Genomic DNA, 16,553 nt, shown 5'->3' with positions numbered 1-16,553 from the left:
GAAAACCAGCGACCCAGCGCTTATTGAACGCCCTGACTGGTCAGGAAGTCCTCGTAGTTGCCGCCGAAGTCGTTCAGCGTGCCGTCCGTGCGCACTTCGATGATCCGGTTCGCGAGGCCGCTGACGAACTCACGGTCGTGCGAAACAAAAATCAGCGTGCCTTCGAACTTGTCCAGCGCGATCTGCAACGACTCGATCGACTCCATGTCCATGTGGTTGGTCGGCTCGTCCATCAGCAGCACGTTGTGGCGGCCGAGCATCAGCTTGCCCCAGATCATGCGGCCTTTCTCGCCGCCCGACAGCACCTTGACCGACTTGCGGATGTCGTCGGCATTGAACAGCAGGCGGCCTAGCGTGCCGCGCACCATCTGCTCGTCGTCGCCTTCCTTGCGGTACTGGTCGATCCAGTCCATCAGCGTGACGTCGTTCGGAAACTCTTCGTACGTGTCCTGCGGCATATAGCCGACGTTCGCGTTTTCCGCCCACTTCACCGTGCCGTGATCGAGCTGCAGATTGCCGAGCAGCGCGCGCAGCAGCGTGGTCTTGCCCGCGCCGTTCTCGCCGATGATCGCGATACGCTCGCCCGGCTGCACGCTGATGCTGAAGTTATTGAAGATCGAGCGCTCGTACTTCTTCGAAATGCTCTCGGCGACCACCGCGATGTTGTGCAGCTTCTTCTCGAACTCGAAGCGGATGAACGGATTCTGCCGCGACGACGGCTTGAATTCCTCGATCTTGATCTTGTCGATCATCTTCAGACGGCTGGTCGCCTGGCGTGCCTTCGACTTGTTCGCCGAGAAGCGGCGCACGAAGTCCTGCAGATCGGCCACACGCTCCTTCGCCTTCGCGTTGGCGGCCTGCTGACGCTCGCGCGCCTGAGTGCTCGCGAGCATGTAGTCGTCGTAGTTGCCCGGATAGACCTTCAGCGTGCCGTAGTCCATGTCGGCCATGTGCGTGCATACCTGGTTCAGGAAGTGCCGGTCGTGCGAGATGATGATCATCGTCGAGTTGTACTGGTTCAGAATATCTTCCAGCCAACGGATCGAGTTGATGTCCAGGTTGTTGGTCGGCTCGTCCAGCAGCAGCACGTCCGGCTTCGAGAACAGCGCCTGCGCGAGCAGCACGCGCAGCTTCCAGCCCGGTGCAACGTTGCTCATCGGACCGTTGTGGTCTTCGATCGCGATGCCGATGCCGAGCAGCAGTTCGCCCGCGCGCGCTTCGGCCGTGTAGCCGTCGTACTCGGCGAACTTCGCTTCGAGTTCGGCCGCGTGCATGTAGTCGTCGTCGGTCGCGTCGGGGTTCGCGTAGATCGCGTCGCGCTCGGTCATCGCGGCCCACATTTCGGTGTGGCCCATCATCACGACGTCGAGCACGCGCACGTCTTCGTATGCGAACTGGTCCTGACGCAGCTTGCCCAGACGCACGTTCGGCTCGAGCATCACGTTGCCCGAGCTCGGCTCCAGATCCGAACCGAGAATCTTCATGAAGGTGGATTTACCGCAGCCGTTCGCACCGATCAGGCCATAGCGGTTCCCTTCCCCGAATTTGACCGAAATGTTCTCGAAGAGGGGCTTCGGCCCGAATTGCATGGTGATATTGGCAGTAGACAGCACGGCGCGTCCCTTTGAATGTGATATCGGCGAAAAACCCAATATTTTAGCAGGTTTAGAGATTTCAACCCGACAGTTCGCCCGCCCCGGCCCGCGTCACCCGTTCGAGCCGTCGCGCGGCGTCTGCAGAATGTCGATGAAGGCCGAAAAATCCGCGTCGGCGAGCCCCATCGTGGCACCGAGTCGCAGCAATTGCTGGACCGTCGACGCGACCGGCATCGGCGTGCCGGTCTCATAGGCGGCCGCCGCAACCGTATCGACGTCCTTCTGGAACGTGCGCAACGCGCCGATCGGCGCGAGATCGCTTTGCGTCATCCGCGGCACGAAGGTCCGCAGCAGCACCGAATCGGCCCAGCCGCCGGCGAGCGCCTCGGGCAGCTTCGCGGCGTCGATGCCGCTGCGCTGCGCGAGGCTCACCGCCTCGGCGATCGCGGCGACGGTCGCGGTGACGATCGCCTGATTGCACAGCTTCGCGGTTTGCCCGGCGCCGACCTCGCCCATGTGCGTGACGCGGGCGGCATAGGCATCGAGCAAGGGGCGCACCGCGGCGAGGTCGCTGGCCGCGCCGCCTGCCATGATCGCGAGCGCGCCCGCCGTGGCGCCGGCGACGCCGCCCGACACCGGCGCGTCGATCCAGCCGATCGAAGCGCCATCCGCGGAAGCTGCGGTGCCCGCAGCCCCGCCCTGCCCGGCGAAATCCGCCACCCGTCGCGCCAGCGCGCGCGTCGCGGCAGGCGCAATGCTCGAATGATCGACGATCCAGCGCACACGGCGCGGAGTCGAAGGATCGCCATCGAGCAGCCCCGCCGGGCCGAACACGGTCTGTTCGACCGCCGCCGCGTCCGCGACGCACAGCAGCACCGCGTCGCAGCGCGCGGCCAGCTCCCGCGGCGCATCGACGACGTGCGCGCCCTCGGCCCGCAACGCCTCGGCCTTCGCTCGCGTGCGGTTCCACACATGCACGGTATGGCCCGCGCGCAGCAGGTGCCGGACCATCGGCGCGCCCATCAGACCGGGGCCGCAAAAACCAATTTCCACGTTCGAACCTCGTTGCTATCAGATTGAATGGATTATGTTGCGTACACATGATAACGACCATGCGATACCGGGCACGCGACGTGCGGCATCGATGGTCCGGGCAAAGACGTTTGATCCGCCGCGCAGGCGATGACGCTCGCGAGCACGCATATGTCCGACGGACTGCGCGAACCGTTGCCTATACTTTTTCCATGCGCGTTTCCGAGCAGCGTTTTACCGACCAGCGGCGCACACCAAGGAGGAATTCATGTCAGAACACGTTTACAAGAAGATCGAACTGACCGGTTCGTCGAAGACATCGATCGACGACGCGATCACCACCGCGATTGCCAAAGCGTCGGAAACGCTGCGCAATCTGCACTGGTTCGAGGTCACGGAAACGCGCGGCCAGATCGAGAACGGCAAGGTCGCGTACTGGCAGGTGACGCTGAAGGTCGGCCTGCGCATCGAGGACTGAGCGGCGAGCGCACGACACGCACGCTTGCGCGCTGCCACGCGCAGGCCGCAAACAGAAAAGCTGCATCCAGCCCAGGCTGGACGCAGCTTTTTTTCAACAGCGGACCGCCCGCTTTACTTCGGCAGCGACCCGTCGACACCCTCGACGTACCAGTTCAGGCGCTGCAATTCCGCATCGGTCAGGGTTTTGCCTTCCGGCACCTTCACCGTGCCCGACTGATCCTTGATCGGGCCAGTGAACACGTCGCGCTTGCCGCTCGCGAGTTCTTCGCGCCTGGCGGCGACCTGCTTCTGCCCATCGGCCGGAATCGCCGACGTGTTCAGGTTTTCGAGGTTGACGGCCTTCTGCGGAATGCCCCACCACACCGGATCGTTCTTCCACTTGCCGTCGAGCACCTGCTGGATCACCGCGCTGTAGTACACGCCCCAGTGCGCGACCACCGAGCCGAGATGCGCATCGGGACCGAACTTCTTCATGTCCGAATCCCAGCCGAACGCGTGCACGTGCTTCTCCGAAGCTGTGGCGAGCGTCGCGCTCGAATCGGTGTTTTGCAGCAGCACGTCGGCGCCCTGGCCGATCAGCGTTTCGGCGGCCTGCTTTTCCTTGCCCGGATCGAACCAGCTGTTGATCCAGATCACCTTCGTATGCACCTTCGGGTTCACCGAGCGCGCACCCAGCGTGAACGCGTTGATGTTACGCACCACTTCCGGAATCGGCACCGACGCGACGAAGCCGAGCGTGTTGCTCTTCGTCACGTAGCCCGCGGCGACGCCGGCCAGATATGCGCCCTGGTACATGCGCACGTCGTAGGTGCCGAAGTTCGGCGCCTTCTTGTAGCCGGTCGCGTGCAGGAAGATGGTGTCCGGGAAGTCCTTCGCGACCTTCAGCTGGAAGTCCTGGAAGCCGAAGCTCGTGCCGAAGATGATCTTGTTGCCCTTGTTGGCGAGATCGCGGAACACGCGCTCGGAGTCGGCCGATTCCGGCACGTTCTCGACGCGCGTAACGTTGATCCGGTTACCGAACTTCGCTTCGGCTTCGCGAGAGCCTTGATCGTGCGCGAAGGTCCAGCCGGCATCGCCCGGATTGCCGAGATAGACGAACGCGACGCCCGGCACATCGGCGGCCTGCGCGGTTTGCGCGAGCGGCGCGGCGAGTGCCAGCGACGCCGCACCCCACGCGAAAGCGGTCAGCAGATTTCTTCTCTTCATGTTTTTCCCCTGTCGTGATGAGCGAATAGTAGTGAGCGGATCGACAAAAAAACTGTGTCGCCGTCAGCCCGCCGAAAAAAACGGCTTGCCGAGCGACGCGGGCGCATTCAGGCGAATCGTGTTCGGATTGCGCGAGATCAGCGCCAGCACGACGATCGTCGCGACGTAGGGCAGCATCGCGAGGAACTGTGTCGGCACCGGCACGCCGATCGCCTGCGCGTAGAACTGCAGCCCCGTCACCGCGCCGAACAGCAGCGAGCCGATCAGCAGACGGCCCGGGCGCCACGTCGCGAACACGACGAGCGCCAGCGCGATCCAGCCGCGGCCCGAGGTCAGGTTCTCCTGCCACAGGTGCAGATTGACGATCGAATAGTAGCCGCCCGCGAGCCCCGCCATGCCGCCGCCGAACGCGACCGCGCCATAGCGCACGCCGACCACCGGAAAGCCGACCGAGTGCGCGACCTGCGGCGATTCGCCGACCGAGCGCAGCACGAGCCCCGCGCGCGTGCGATACAGAAACCACCCGATCGCCCCGAACATCAGAAACGCGAGGTAATCGAACGGCGTGAGCGTAAACAGCGCGGGGCCGAGCACCGGGATTTTCGACAGGCCGGGGATCGTCCACGTGTCGATCGTCGCGCGCACCGCGGCCGACGTGTACGGCTTGCCGACGTACGCGGACAGTCCGATGCCGAAAATCGTCAGCGACAGGCCGGTCGCGACCTGATTGGCGAGCATCGTAAGCGTCAGGAACGCGAAAAGCAGCGACATCGCGAGACCGGCGCCGATCGCGGCGAGCACGCCGAGCCACGGGCTGCCGGTGATCGACGTGACCGCGTAGCCGCTGACCGCGCCCATCAGCATCATCCCTTCCACGCCGAGGTTGAGCACGCCCGATTTTTCGGCGACGAGTTCGCCGGCGCCCGCGAACATCAGCGGGATCGACGCGGTGATCGCGCTCGACGTGAGCGCGCTGGCTTGCTGGATATCCATATCGAGTTCTGAAAGCGGTTTAGCGAGCTGATTGGCAAGCTCAATGACCCACTGCCACGGCCGAGCGGCGCCGCACGCGGTAGTTCACGAACAGGTCGGCGCCGAGCAGGCAGAACAGCAGCAACCCCTGAAATACGCCCGACAGCGCCTGCGGCAATTGCATCGAGGTCTGCACCGCTTCGCCGCCGAGATACAGCAGCGCCATCAGCAGACTGGCGAGCACGATGCCGAGCGGATGCAACCGGCCGACGAACACGACGATGATCGCGGTGAAGCCGTAGCCCGGCGACCATGTCGCCTGCAACTGGCCGATCGGACCGGCGATCTCGCCCATGCCGGCGAGGCCTGCGAGGCCGCCGCTAATCAGCAGCGAGGTCCAGATCGTCTTCTTGTCGGAGAAGCCGGCGTAGCGCGCGGCGAGCGGCGCGAGTCCGCCGACGTTCATCCGGTAGCCCGCGAAGCTTTTGCGCATGAACAGCCAGACGAGTGGAATCGCGATCAGCGTGAGGAACACGGACGCGTTCAGGCGCGTGCCGCGCAGAAATTTCCAGTGCCAGTCGCCATACAGCGTCGGAAACAGCGCGTCGCCGCTGAACATCTCCGACAGCGGGAAGTTCATGCCCTGCGGATCGCGCCACGGGCCGCTCACCAGGTAGATCAGCAGTTGGGTCGCGACGTACGTGAGCATGAGGCTCACGAGAATCTCGTTGGTATTGAAACGGCTCTTCAGGAACGCGGGAATCGCAGCCCACGCCATGCCGCCGAGGATGCCCGCGAGCATCATCGTCGGCAGGATCCACCAGCCGCTCGCCTGATCGAAATAAATCGCGACGCCGCTTGCCGCGATGCCGCCGAGCAGCATCTGCCCTTCGGCGCCGATGTTCCACACGTTCGCGCGATAACCGATCGCGAGACCGAGGCCGATCAGGCACAACGGCGACGCCTTCAGCAATAGCTCCGACCAGCCGTTGATGCTCGACAGCGGCTCGATGAAGAACGCGTGCATCGCCTGCAACGGGTCGCGGCCGACGAGGCCGAAAATCAGAAAGCCGATCGCGAGCGTCAGCACTGCGGCGATCAGCGGCACGGCGAGCTGCATCGTGCGCGAGGGCGTGGTGCGGGCTTCGAGTCGATAAGGAAGCATCATGGGTGGCGTGGGTTTGTTCGGGTTCTGTTCTTCAGGGTCCGCATTCGAGTGCGTGCTTAGCGTTTTGGCGTGGCCGGCGGGCAACGCCTCGCCTCACGCATGCGCCGGTTGGTCTGCCGCAGGCGCCGCGCCCTCGCGGTCGCCGAATAGCCCCGCCATCCAGCGGCCGATTTCCTCGGCGTTGGTCGCACCGGTCGCGCGCACCGGCGAGAGCCGCCCGCCCGCGAGCACCGCAATGCGATCGCAGATATCGAACAGCTCCTCCAGTTCCTCCGAGATCACCAGAATCGCGACGCCGCGCGCCGACAGATCGAGCAGTTGCTGACGGATGAATGCGGACGCGCCGACATCGACGCCCCACGTCGGCTGCGCGACCACCAGTACCTTCGGCGCCTGCAAAATCTCGCGGCCCATGATGTATTTCTGCAGATTGCCGCCCGACAGACTTTGCGCGAGCGCGTCGGGGCCGCCGCAGCGCACGTCGAATGCGTCGATGCAGCGCTTCGCGAACGCGCGCATCGCACCCGCCCTGATCCAGCCCGACTTGACCATGCTCTGCCGATGCGCGGTCAGCAACGCGTTGTCGGCAAGGCTCATCGCCGGTACCGCGCCGCGGCCGAGCCGCTCCTCGGGCACGAAGCCAAAGCCGAGCGCGCGCCGGCGGCCCGCGCCGAGGCGCGCGGCCGGTCTGCCGCAGATCGTGATCGCGTCGGCCGGCAGGCTGCGTTTTTCAGCGCGCTTTTCTCCGGACAACGCCGCGAGCAGTTCCGCCTGGCCGTTGCCCGAGACACCGGCAATGCCGAAGATCTCGCCCGCATGCACGCTGAACGACACGTCGCGCAACGACGTACCGAACGGATCGTCGCTCGCGACCGACAACTGCCTGACGTCGAGCAGCACCGCGCCCGGCTTGTGCTCGCGCCGCGTGTAGTCGGGCAGCGAGTGGCCGACCATCAACTGCGCGAGCGACGCATGCGTCTCGTTCTTCGGCGTCACATTGCCGGTCACGCGGCCGCCTCGCATCACGGTCGCGGTGTCGCACAACTCCTGGATTTCGTCGAGCTTGTGGCTGATGTAGAGAATGCTGCAGCCTTCGGCCGCGAGCCGACGCAGCGTCGTGAACAGCTTGCGGACCGCCTGCGGCGTCAGCACCGAGGTCGGTTCGTCCATGATCAGCAGACGCGGATTCTGCAGCAGGCAGCGCACGATTTCGACGCGCTGGCGCTCGCCGACGGTGAGGCTGTGCACGTGCCGTTGCGGATCGATGTCGAGCCCGTAGTCGGCCGACACCTCGCGAATGCGTTTCGCAAGGGACTTGAGATCGAACGGTTCATCGAGCGCGAGCGCGATGTTTTCGCCGACCGTCAGCGTTTCGAACAGCGAGAAGTGCTGGAACACCATGCCGACGCCGAGCTTGCGCGCGGCCGCCGGGCTCGCGATGTCGACCGTCTCGCCTTCCCAGCGGATCTCGCCGGCGTCGGGTCGCACCGCGCCGTAGATGATCTTCATCAGCGTGCTCTTGCCCGCGCCGTTCTCGCCGAGCACCGCGTGGATTTCGCCGGGCGCGACGACGAGCGTGACGTCGTCGTTGGCGCGCACGGCCGGGTACTGCTTCGTGATGCCCGTCAGCGCGAGCCGGGGCACCGCCTGGCCGGTGAATTGTGCGCCGTCGCTAAGTGGAGTGTCGCTCATGAGATTCCGTAGTGCGTTTGAGACGCCGCTTGCTGCCTGAATACCGCCGGGTCGACGTCGATGACGTCCACCGTGCCGACGGGCGATCCGTCACCACAACCGAATGACGATACCTAATTCGACCCACTCAGTCGAGTTGACAAAATTCCCGCAAACCCGCGCCGCTACGAGCTCTGCGGGTATGTCACCCTTGACGTCGTTTTTCGTCCATATTAAAACGCATATACCCCTACGTCCGTTCGATCAGCCAGCACATATATTTCGGAGAATCCATGAGCCAGCAACGCGAGGCGATCGACACGTACCTGCTGCGCGTGTTGCACACGCTGCTGATGGAGCGCAGCGTCACGCGCGCCGCCGTCAAACTGAATCAGTCCCAACCCGCGATCAGCGCGGCGCTGCGCCGTCTGCGCGACATCACTGGCGACCCGCTGCTGGTGCGCGGCAAGTCCGGCATGGTGCCGACCGAATACGGTTTGCGCCTGCTCGAACCGGTGCAGAACGCGCTGCGCGAAATCGAGCGCATCAAGTTCCAGCAGCACAACTTCGATCCGGCCACATCCATCCGCTGCTACCGGATCGGCTGTCCCGACTACCTGAACGTGCTGTTCGTGCCGACGGTCGTCGAACGTTTTCGCCAGGCCGCGCCGAACGCGACGCTCGAATTCCATTCGCTCGGCCCCGCGTTCGACTACGAACTCGCGCTCGAGGACGGCAAGCTCGACATCGTGGTCGGCAACTGGCCGGAGCCGCCCGAGCAATTGCATCTGTCGAACCTGTTCGTCGATCAGATCGTCTGCCTGATGAGCAACTCGCATCCGTTCGCCAAACGTGGCGGGCTCACGCTCGACCAGTACCTGAACGCACCGCATCTCGCGCCGACGCCGTACTCGGTCGGCCAGCGCGGCGCGATCGACGTGCATCTCGCGCGCGAGCGGCTCAAGCGCCATGTGGTCGTCACGCTGCCCTACTTCAATCTCGCGCCGTACGTGCTGATCAAATCCGATCTGATCTTCACGACGACGCGCCTCTTTGCCGACTACTACGCGAAGTTCCTGCCGCTGACCGTGGTGCCCGCGCCGCTCGACTTCCCGCCGATGCAGTACTACCAGCTGTGGCACGAGCGCGTGCACTACTCCGACGAAGTGCGCTGGCTGCGCGGGCTGGTCGGCGAGGCGACCCGGACGTTGATCGACAAGCCCTGAGCCCGCATGCGGCGCCGCTTAGATATCAACGACTCGCGGCATCCGCGCATCAGAGCGTGAGTGCCGCCCTTCCACTCGAGCTCAAGCCGCCGCCTCGTAAAGCTGCCGCGCGAGCGCGTTATGCCTCTCGATCACCGGCCCGAGTTCGAGCGTCGCCAAGCGCCCCTCTTTCACCACCATCTTGCCGTTGATCACGCTATAGCTGACCTGCGACGGCGCGCAGAATGCCAGCGCCGCCACCGGATCGTGCAGTGCGCCGGCAAAGTGCGGCGCACGCAAATCGAACGCGACGAAATCCGCGGCCATGCCAGGCGCGAGCGCGCCGATGTCGTCGCGATCGAGCACGCGCGCGCCGCCCAGGGTCGCGATTTCGAGAGCCTCGCGCGCGGTCATCGCATCGGGCCCGAAACCGACGCGCTGCAGCAGCAGCGCCTGGCGCACCTCGGCGATCATCTGCGCAGCGTCGTTCGACGCCGAGCCGTCGACGCCGAGTCCAACCGGCACGCCCGCGAGCCGCATGCGCTTGACCGGCGCGATGCCCGACGCGAGCCGCATATTCGAGCACGGACAGTGCGCGACGCCGGTGCCGGTGCGCGCGAACAGCGCGATGCCTGCATCGTCGAGTTGCACGCAGTGCGCATGCCATACGTCGCGGCCGACCCAGCCGAGATCGTGCGCATACTCGGCCGGCGTCATGCCGAACTTCTCGCGGCTGTACTCGACGTCGTTGACGTTCTCCGCCAGATGCGTGTGCAGCGACACGCCGTACTGGCGCGCGAGCAGCGCCGATTCGCGCATCAGGTCACGGCTCACCGAAAACGGCGAGCACGGCGCCACGACGACGCGCAGCATCGCGTAGCGGCCGTCGTCGTGATACGTCTCGATGAGACGCTGCGTGTCCTTCAGAATGTCCGCTTCGCGCTCGACCACCGAATCCGGCGGCAAGCCGCCGTCTTTCCGTCCCACGCTCATGCTGCCGCGCGCCGCATGAAAGCGCATGCCGATGCGGCGCGCCGCGGCGATGCTGTCGTCGAGACGGCTGCCGTTCGGATAGATATACAGATGGTCGCTCGACGTCGTGCAGCCCGACAACAGCAGCTCGGCCATCGCGGTCAGCGTCGATACTTCGATCATGTCGGGCGTGAGGTTCGCCCACACCTTGTACAGATTCGTCAGCCAGCCGAACAGCTCGGCGTTCTGCGCGGCGGGAATCGCGCGCGTGAGGCTCTGGTACATGTGGTGATGCGTATTGACGAGGCCAGGAGTCACCAGGTGGCCGCGCAGGTCGAGTACCTGATCGGCCGTTTGCGGCAGTTGCGCGGTCGGCCCGACCGCGACGATCCGGTTGTCCTCGATAAATAGCCCGGCGTCGCGCAATTCGCGCCGCTCGCCATCCATCGTGACGAGCACGTCCGCGTGCTTCACGAGCATCGTTTTGCCGGGTTGTTTCAGTGCTTCATTCATCGTCATTCGTCTGTCCGCCTGATTGCCTGCATGCAAAGCCGTTCGAACGCGATGCGGCGGCACGCCACCGTGCCGCCGCGTTCGGTTGAACGCCGTGGGCCCGGTTACCCAGCGTGAATCGCCGTCTTCGGGGTTTGCCGTGCAAAGGCCTGCCTTTGCACGGGTGTGTCGCACAGCGCTTACCTTCGGTAGCCAAAATCCCGCTGGCAACTCGCGCGGTTGCGATACCCACCTTCACACCGCCAATATAGTGGTGCATTTTTGGCGCCGGTACGATCGGTCGATGAGCCGGCGCGGCTTTCGACTTGCTGTCCATCATGCGCGAACTATTATCTTTCCTATCGCTCGCGCGTTGAACGGGGCATCCTTTTTACAATGGCTGCCACGGCGCTCGCTTCAATTCGCCGACGGGTATGTAGCCACTGACGTGGAGCCTCGATCCGCCGCAAAACGTAATGGATCGGGCCGCCGCCGACACCTCGCATTCACACAAGGACAATTGCGAATGGGCAAGCTCACTACCCACGTGCTCGACACCGCGAATGGCCGTCCCGGCGCAGGCATCAAGGTCGAACTCTTCGCGCTCGCCGGAGACACGCGCCGCGCGCTCAAAACCACTGTCACCAATCACGACGGCCGCTGCGACGAGCCGCTGCTCGAGGGCGACGCGCTCGTCGCTGGCGAGTACGAACTCGTGTTCGGCGCGGGCGATTACTTCGCGTCGCTCGGCACCAGCTTGCCGGAACCGCGCTTCGTCGATCGCGTCGTGCTGCGCTTCGGCGTCGCCGATGCCAGCGCGCACTATCACGTGCCGCTGCTGGTGTCGCCGTTTTCGTACAGCACGTATCGGGGCAGCTAGCCCTACCGGATGCAAGCCGCGTCCGCTTCGGCACGAACAGACACAAATACGCACAAGCGCCCCGCGATACCCGTAACAAGCCGCGCTGCGTCTTCTATCCGCAGTCGGCGCGATGACCGGCGACGTCGAACGTCATCGCGCGCACAACGAATCAGAAGTGGAGGAGTTTCATGGAAGGCTTTATCACCGACTGGTTGAACCTCGCGATTCGCTGGTTCCACGTCATCGCCGCCATCGCGTGGATCGGCGAATCGTTCTATTTCGTCGCGCTCGACAACAGCCTGAAACCGCCGACCGATCCGAACCAGCGCCGTCGCGGCGTGTTCGGCGAGCTGTGGCACGTGCACGGCGGGGGCTTCTACAACATGCAGAAGTACACGGTCGCGCCGCCGGAAATGCCCGAAGACCTGCACTGGTCGAAATGGCCGTCGTACACGACGTGGCTGTCGGGCTTCGGCCTCTTTACCGTGCTGTATCTGTTCTCGCCGAGCACCTACCTGATCGATAAGAACGTGCTCGACATGGGACCGGTGGTCGCGGTCTCCTCGGCGATCGGTTTCCTCGCGGCCGGCTGGATCGTCTATGACTCGCTGTGCCGCATTCTCGGCACGCGCGACAAACTGCTCGGCATCTGTGTCGGCGTGTATGTGCTGATCGCGGCGTATCTCGCCTGTCATATCTTCGCGGGCCGCGCGGCGTATCTGATCATGGGCGCAATGCTCGCGACGATCATGTCGGCCAACGTGTTCTTCGTGATCATTCCGGGCCAGCGCAAGATGGTCGACGCGATGCTCAAGGGCGACACGCCGAACCCGATCTATGGCAAGCGCGGCAAGCAGCGCTCGGTGCACAACACCTACTTCACGCTGCCGGTCGTGTTCGCGATGCTGTCGAACCACTACGCGATGACCTATACGCATCCGTACAACTGGGCGGTGCTCGTCGTCATCATGCTGGCCGGCGCGCTGATCCGTCAGTTCTTCGTGATGCGGCATCGCGGCCAGGTGTTGTGGTATCTGCCGCTCGTCGGCGTCGCGCTGATGTGCACGGCGCTCGTGTGGACCATGCCGCGTCCGGTGGTGCCGCAGGCGCAGGCCGCCAACGCGCCGACGCTGAAGGTCGCCGACATCGCACCGGTGCTGCAGCAGCGCTGCGTGGCTTGCCACTCCTCGCATCCGACGATGATGGGCAGCGCGCCCGCCGGCGTGCTGATGGATACCTCCGACGAAATCTCGCAGAACGCGCAGCGCATTTACCAGCAGGCGGTCACGTTGAAAGCGATGCCGCTCGGCAACGTCACGCACATGACCGACGACGAGCGGATGAAGATCGCCGCGTGGTTCGAAGGCGGCGCGGCGAAGTAAAGACGTCTGTCCGGATCAGGATCCGGTTCCGAGGTAGAGGCTGGTGTGTGTACGGGCTTGTCGCGAGAGCGGCAAGCCCGTTGTCGTTTGGGGAGGATGGCGGGTGCAAGCAGTCGCATCGATTCATTAAATTTGTCGCCCGTGGGCTACAAAATAGGCCAAAGATGCATATAACGTAGCCCTAAAGGCACAAAAACAAACAACCTTATTGTGCCTTTTGGGCTACAATAAATGGCAAATACGCTGAATTTGACGCACTGAGGCCACAAATGACCAACCTCGCCGATGTCTCGGACATGCTGAAAGCCGTACGCCGCGACAGCAAGCTATCGCAGGAAGAGCTCGCGCGCCGCGCGGGCGTGGCCCGCACGACCGTCGCGCGGATGGAGACGCTCGCCAAAAACGATATGAGCGTGTCCGTGCTGGTGCGCCTGCTCGAAGCCGCCGGTTACGACCTCAAGTTCGTCGCGCATGGACATGGCCGCACGCTCGAAGACATCCTCGCTGAACAGCGCAGTCCGGACGCGCAGCCATGAAGCTCGACGTTCAGGTACTAGGCAAGAACGTTGCCACGCTGTTTCGCGAGCGCGACGACTATGTCCTCAAATACAACCGCGATGCGAGCGCGGCCGACTTCGTCAGTCTGACGATGCCGGTGCGCGAAGAGGCCTGGCGCTGGCCGCGCGACCTGCATCCGTTTTTCCGGCAGAACCTGCCCGAGGGCTATCTGCTGAATCTGATCCGCGAGCAATTCGGGCCCTTGCTCGACGGAACCGATCTGTCGCTGCTCGCCGTCGTGGGCTCGATGGGGATCGGCCGGGTCACCGTCACGCCAGAAGGCGTGGCGCCGGGCACCGAACTGGAGGCGCTCGACGTCCAGCACATTCTGCACGGCGACAACACCGCCGAACATTTCGCGCAACTGGTGCGTGAATACGCGCGAGCGGCCATTTCAGGCGTCGTGCCGAAGTTCATCGCGCCGGAAGCGCAGCCTGCCGCATCGACACCGTTGCAGCTCGGAAAGCCGACGATTCGAACGAGCCGTCACATCGTCAAAGGTTCGGACGACAACACGCCCTTTCTCGGTTTCAACGAGTTCCATTCGATGCGGGTGCTGGAGCGGCTCGGGGTGGCGCCCGTTGCGCGCACGCAGATGTCGGACGATGGCCGGGCACTCGTCGTCGAGCGCTTCGATGTCGACGCACAAGGACTGCCGGCGTACGGCGTCGAAGACCTGTGCGGCCTGCTCGGTTTGCCGCCGCACGAAAAATACAATTCGACCAGCGAGAAAATGCTCAACGCGGCAAGAGCGTATTTGCTCGATCGCGACACCATGCGGGTGCAGCTCCAGCAGCTCGGCTGGCATCTGCTGACCAACTACGTCGTGCGCAATGCGGACTGCCACACCAAGAACGTCGCGCTGTTCTATACGTCGGTCGACGATGTCGCGTTCACGCCCGTCTACGATGTCGTGACGACCCAGGCTTATCCGCGCTTCGCCGCCAATCCGCCGGGCCTCGCCATCGACGGCCGCAAGACCTGGGCAGCCGGTAAAACGCTGGAACGCTTTTTCAACACGCGCATGGGCATCGCTCCGCGGCAATATGCGCAAATGGTCGAGGCGCTGTGCGACTCGGCTGTCGACGTCGGTCACGAGTTGATCGAGGCAGCGCGCAACGAACCGCAGTGGCGCACGGTCGCCAAGCAGATGCTGCATGCGTGGGACGACGGCATGACATCGCTGCGTTCGCCAAAGAAGAGCCTGCAATTCAGCGGGCTCAAGCCGGCCATCGAAGCAGCGGGATTTTCGGCGCCGGAGCCGCCCGAGCGGTCAAGAGAAGTCATCGGGCATTCGCCGCTGCTCGGCAGGCGCAAGTGATCGTGATCCATGCAAGAAAGCCCGCGACGTAACGCACGTCGCGGGCTTTTCTTTTCAACCGCAACGCTACCGGCTACCCGGCAGCTGCATTGCCATCAAACCGCCACCGCGCTCAACGCATCTTCCGTGAGCCAGAGCGACTCCGTCAGATCCTGCTCGTTCAGATTGAGCCCCTCGCCGCCACGATCGACGACGATAAAGTCGCTCATCTCGCCCAACGCGATCAGCGGATGGTGCCATACGCCCTTCGCGTAGTTGACGCCCTGCCAACCACTCGTGACGAACGCGCGAATCTTCGCCGCGTCGAGTTCGCCCGCGGGCGCTACGACGACCAGATACGGCTTGTCGTTCAGCGGCACGAATGCCTGGCTGCCGAGCGGATGACGCTCGAGCATCTTCACTTCGAACGGCAGCGCGCGCGGCTGGCCACGAAACAGATTGAGCAGCGTGCGGCCGTGCTCGTCGGTCACGTCGACTTTCGCGAGGTCGTGATAGCGGATCGTCGTGCCGCGGTTGATCGGAATCTGCTTCGCGCCTTCGAGTTCGATCACGTCGCCGAATGCGGCGAACGCCTTTTTCGTCAGCGGTTGGATGGCGAGCGTTTTCATTCGAGCGTACCCCACAGACGCAGACGCGACACACCGCCGTCCGGATAGATGTTGAAGCGCACATGCGTGACGGGCCCGAGCGCCGCGATCTCGCTTTCGAAGAAATGCTGCTTGTCCATCTGCAGTTTCTGTTCGCCGAGCAGCACCGGCCAGAACATCGCCTGCGTGACGAGCGAACTATCGGTGCCTCCCTTCACGTACGCGGCCTGGATCGAGCAGCGATCCGGATAGTTGCCCTTGAAGTGCGCGGTGTCGACTTCGATCTTGCGGATCACGCCCGGCTGCGCGAGCGCGATGATCGCCCAGTCGTTGCCCGGCTCGCGACGACGACGCGTTTCCCAGCCATCCCCCATATTCACGCCGCGGCCCGGCATCAGCAGCGTCGAGGCCGCGCCGAAATGCTGGTTGTTCGCGCCGACCAGATACGCGCCGTTTTCCATCGCGGCGAGATCGAACTGCTCGGTGCGGCTCGCGCCCGCCCAGTCCACCTGCGGCTGACCGTACACACGCAGACGCGCGATGCCGCCGTCCGGATAGATGTTCACGCGCAGATGCGTGTACGCGTTCGCGTCGGCGACTTCGAGGTAGTGGTGGCTATTGCCCTGCAACGTGGTGGACGGCACGATCTCGGTCCATTGCGTCGACTGGTTCGGCTCGCCATCGACGACCCGCGCCGCTTCCACCGACGCCGCCGGCGGGAAGTTGCCGGTGAAGTGGCTGGTGTCGAGGTCGAGTCCCTTGATCACACCGGGCCGCGCGAGCTTGACGACGCACCAGTCGTAGCCGGTCGTGCGCTTGCGGCGCGTTTCCCAGCCGTCCATCCACTTGCCGTTGTCGTCGTACTTGCCCGGAATGAAGACGGCCGGTTCCGGATTCAGCATGCGGTCCTTCGGCGCGAAGAATTCGTCGCTAGACTCGAGCGCCTGCGCGCCCAGACGCGGGTCCGCCAGATTCACGTAACGGCGCGTGAACTCCGGTGCGTTGGGGTCGAGAATCGGAAGTGCCATCTTTGTCGTCCTTGATATCGAT

Annotated in this window: 15 protein-coding genes; 6 read left to right on the top strand and 9 right to left on the bottom strand. The window is 64.2% G+C overall.

Annotated elements, in window-relative coordinates; all coding sequences use genetic code 11:
* Nucleotides 1-20: 20 nt before the first annotated feature.
* Together AB4Y34_RS12555 and AB4Y34_RS12550 are read right to left on the bottom strand one after the other, a co-directional pair.
* On the bottom strand, nucleotides 21-1,613 hold the full coding sequence (locus tag AB4Y34_RS12555; RefSeq protein WP_176379248.1) for an ABC-F family ATPase: 1,593 nt from the start codon (nucleotides 1,611-1,613) through the stop codon (nucleotides 21-23).
* A gap of 93 nt (nucleotides 1,614-1,706) precedes the next feature.
* Entirely contained in the window at nucleotides 1,707-2,648 is a 942-nt protein-coding gene (locus tag AB4Y34_RS12550) for an NAD(P)-dependent oxidoreductase (RefSeq protein WP_368716186.1), read from the bottom strand.
* 247 nt (nucleotides 2,649-2,895) lie between these two features.
* On the opposite strand from AB4Y34_RS12550, the gene AB4Y34_RS12545 reads away from it, so the two are divergent.
* Nucleotides 2,896-3,105: a dodecin gene (locus AB4Y34_RS12545; protein WP_176125571.1), complete on the top strand. Its 210-nt coding sequence runs from the start codon at nucleotides 2,896-2,898 to the stop codon at nucleotides 3,103-3,105.
* 113 nt (nucleotides 3,106-3,218) lie between these two features.
* On the opposite strand, the gene AB4Y34_RS12540 is transcribed toward AB4Y34_RS12545, so the two are convergent.
* The 4 genes from AB4Y34_RS12540 to AB4Y34_RS12525 all read right to left on the bottom strand — a co-directional run bounded on the left by AB4Y34_RS12540 (nucleotide 3,219) and on the right by AB4Y34_RS12525 (nucleotide 8,145).
* A complete protein-coding gene (locus AB4Y34_RS12540; protein WP_368716185.1) occupies nucleotides 3,219-4,313 on the bottom strand; it encodes a BMP family ABC transporter substrate-binding protein in 1,095 nt (364 codons plus the stop codon).
* 63 nt (nucleotides 4,314-4,376) lie between these two features.
* Nucleotides 4,377-5,306, bottom strand: coding sequence for an ABC transporter permease (locus tag AB4Y34_RS12535; RefSeq protein WP_368716184.1), 930 nt, complete (start codon nucleotides 5,304-5,306; stop codon nucleotides 4,377-4,379).
* Between the two features lie 40 nt (nucleotides 5,307-5,346).
* Nucleotides 5,347-6,453 carry an ABC transporter permease gene (locus tag AB4Y34_RS12530; RefSeq protein WP_176108324.1) on the bottom strand — a complete coding sequence of 369 codons (1,107 nt, stop codon included), beginning with the start codon at nucleotides 6,451-6,453 and terminating at the stop codon, nucleotides 5,347-5,349.
* A gap of 93 nt (nucleotides 6,454-6,546) precedes the next feature.
* A complete protein-coding gene (locus tag AB4Y34_RS12525; RefSeq protein ID WP_368716183.1) occupies nucleotides 6,547-8,145 on the bottom strand; it encodes an ABC transporter ATP-binding protein in 1,599 nt (532 codons plus the stop codon).
* 272 nt (nucleotides 8,146-8,417) lie between these two features.
* On the opposite strand from AB4Y34_RS12525, the gene AB4Y34_RS12520 reads away from it, so the two are divergent.
* Nucleotides 8,418-9,350, top strand: coding sequence for a LysR substrate-binding domain-containing protein (locus tag AB4Y34_RS12520; protein ID WP_018435555.1), 933 nt, complete (start codon nucleotides 8,418-8,420; stop codon nucleotides 9,348-9,350).
* Nucleotides 9,351-9,431: 81 nt separating this feature from the next.
* Here the strand turns inward: AB4Y34_RS12520 and AB4Y34_RS12515 are convergent, their stop codons facing one another.
* Nucleotides 9,432-10,820 (bottom strand): 8-oxoguanine deaminase, encoded by a 1,389-nt coding sequence (locus AB4Y34_RS12515; RefSeq protein WP_368716182.1) that lies wholly within the window; start codon nucleotides 10,818-10,820, stop codon nucleotides 9,432-9,434.
* A gap of 499 nt (nucleotides 10,821-11,319) precedes the next feature.
* Here AB4Y34_RS12515 and uraH point away from each other — a divergent pair, with 499 nt between their 5' ends.
* The 4 genes from uraH to AB4Y34_RS12495 all read left to right on the top strand — a co-directional run bounded on the left by uraH (nucleotide 11,320) and on the right by AB4Y34_RS12495 (nucleotide 14,916).
* Nucleotides 11,320-11,673: a hydroxyisourate hydrolase gene (uraH, locus tag AB4Y34_RS12510; protein WP_184227198.1), complete on the top strand. Its 354-nt coding sequence runs from the start codon at nucleotides 11,320-11,322 to the stop codon at nucleotides 11,671-11,673.
* A 170-nt stretch (nucleotides 11,674-11,843) separates the two neighbouring features.
* A complete protein-coding gene (locus AB4Y34_RS12505; RefSeq protein ID WP_176379241.1) occupies nucleotides 11,844-13,037 on the top strand; it encodes a urate hydroxylase PuuD in 1,194 nt (397 codons plus the stop codon).
* Between the two features lie 269 nt (nucleotides 13,038-13,306).
* Complete coding sequence (locus tag AB4Y34_RS12500; protein ID WP_008920757.1) at nucleotides 13,307-13,573, top strand: helix-turn-helix transcriptional regulator; 267 nt, start codon at nucleotides 13,307-13,309, stop codon at nucleotides 13,571-13,573.
* Entirely contained in the window at nucleotides 13,570-14,916 is a 1,347-nt protein-coding gene (locus tag AB4Y34_RS12495) for a type II toxin-antitoxin system HipA family toxin (RefSeq protein WP_368716181.1), read from the top strand. The genes AB4Y34_RS12500 and AB4Y34_RS12495 overlap by 4 nt, the downstream gene beginning before the upstream one ends.
* 95 nt (nucleotides 14,917-15,011) lie before the next feature.
* Here the strand turns inward: AB4Y34_RS12495 and AB4Y34_RS12490 are convergent, their stop codons facing one another.
* Nucleotides 15,012-15,524 (bottom strand): ureidoglycolate lyase, encoded by a 513-nt coding sequence (locus AB4Y34_RS12490; protein WP_368716180.1) that lies wholly within the window; start codon nucleotides 15,522-15,524, stop codon nucleotides 15,012-15,014.
* A complete protein-coding gene (gene alc, locus AB4Y34_RS12485) occupies nucleotides 15,521-16,531 on the bottom strand; it encodes an allantoicase (RefSeq protein WP_368716179.1) in 1,011 nt (336 codons plus the stop codon). Before alc ends, AB4Y34_RS12490 begins: the two co-directional genes overlap by 4 nt.
* Between the last annotated feature and the right edge of the window lie 22 nt (nucleotides 16,532-16,553).

The sequence above is a fragment of the Paraburkholderia sp. BR10954 genome (genome assembly GCF_040965775.1).
Lineage (GTDB): Bacteria > Pseudomonadota > Gammaproteobacteria > Burkholderiales > Burkholderiaceae > Paraburkholderia > Paraburkholderia youngii.
Note: the sequence above shows the minus strand (reverse complement) of the source record. Positions and strands in the feature narration are given on the sequence as shown.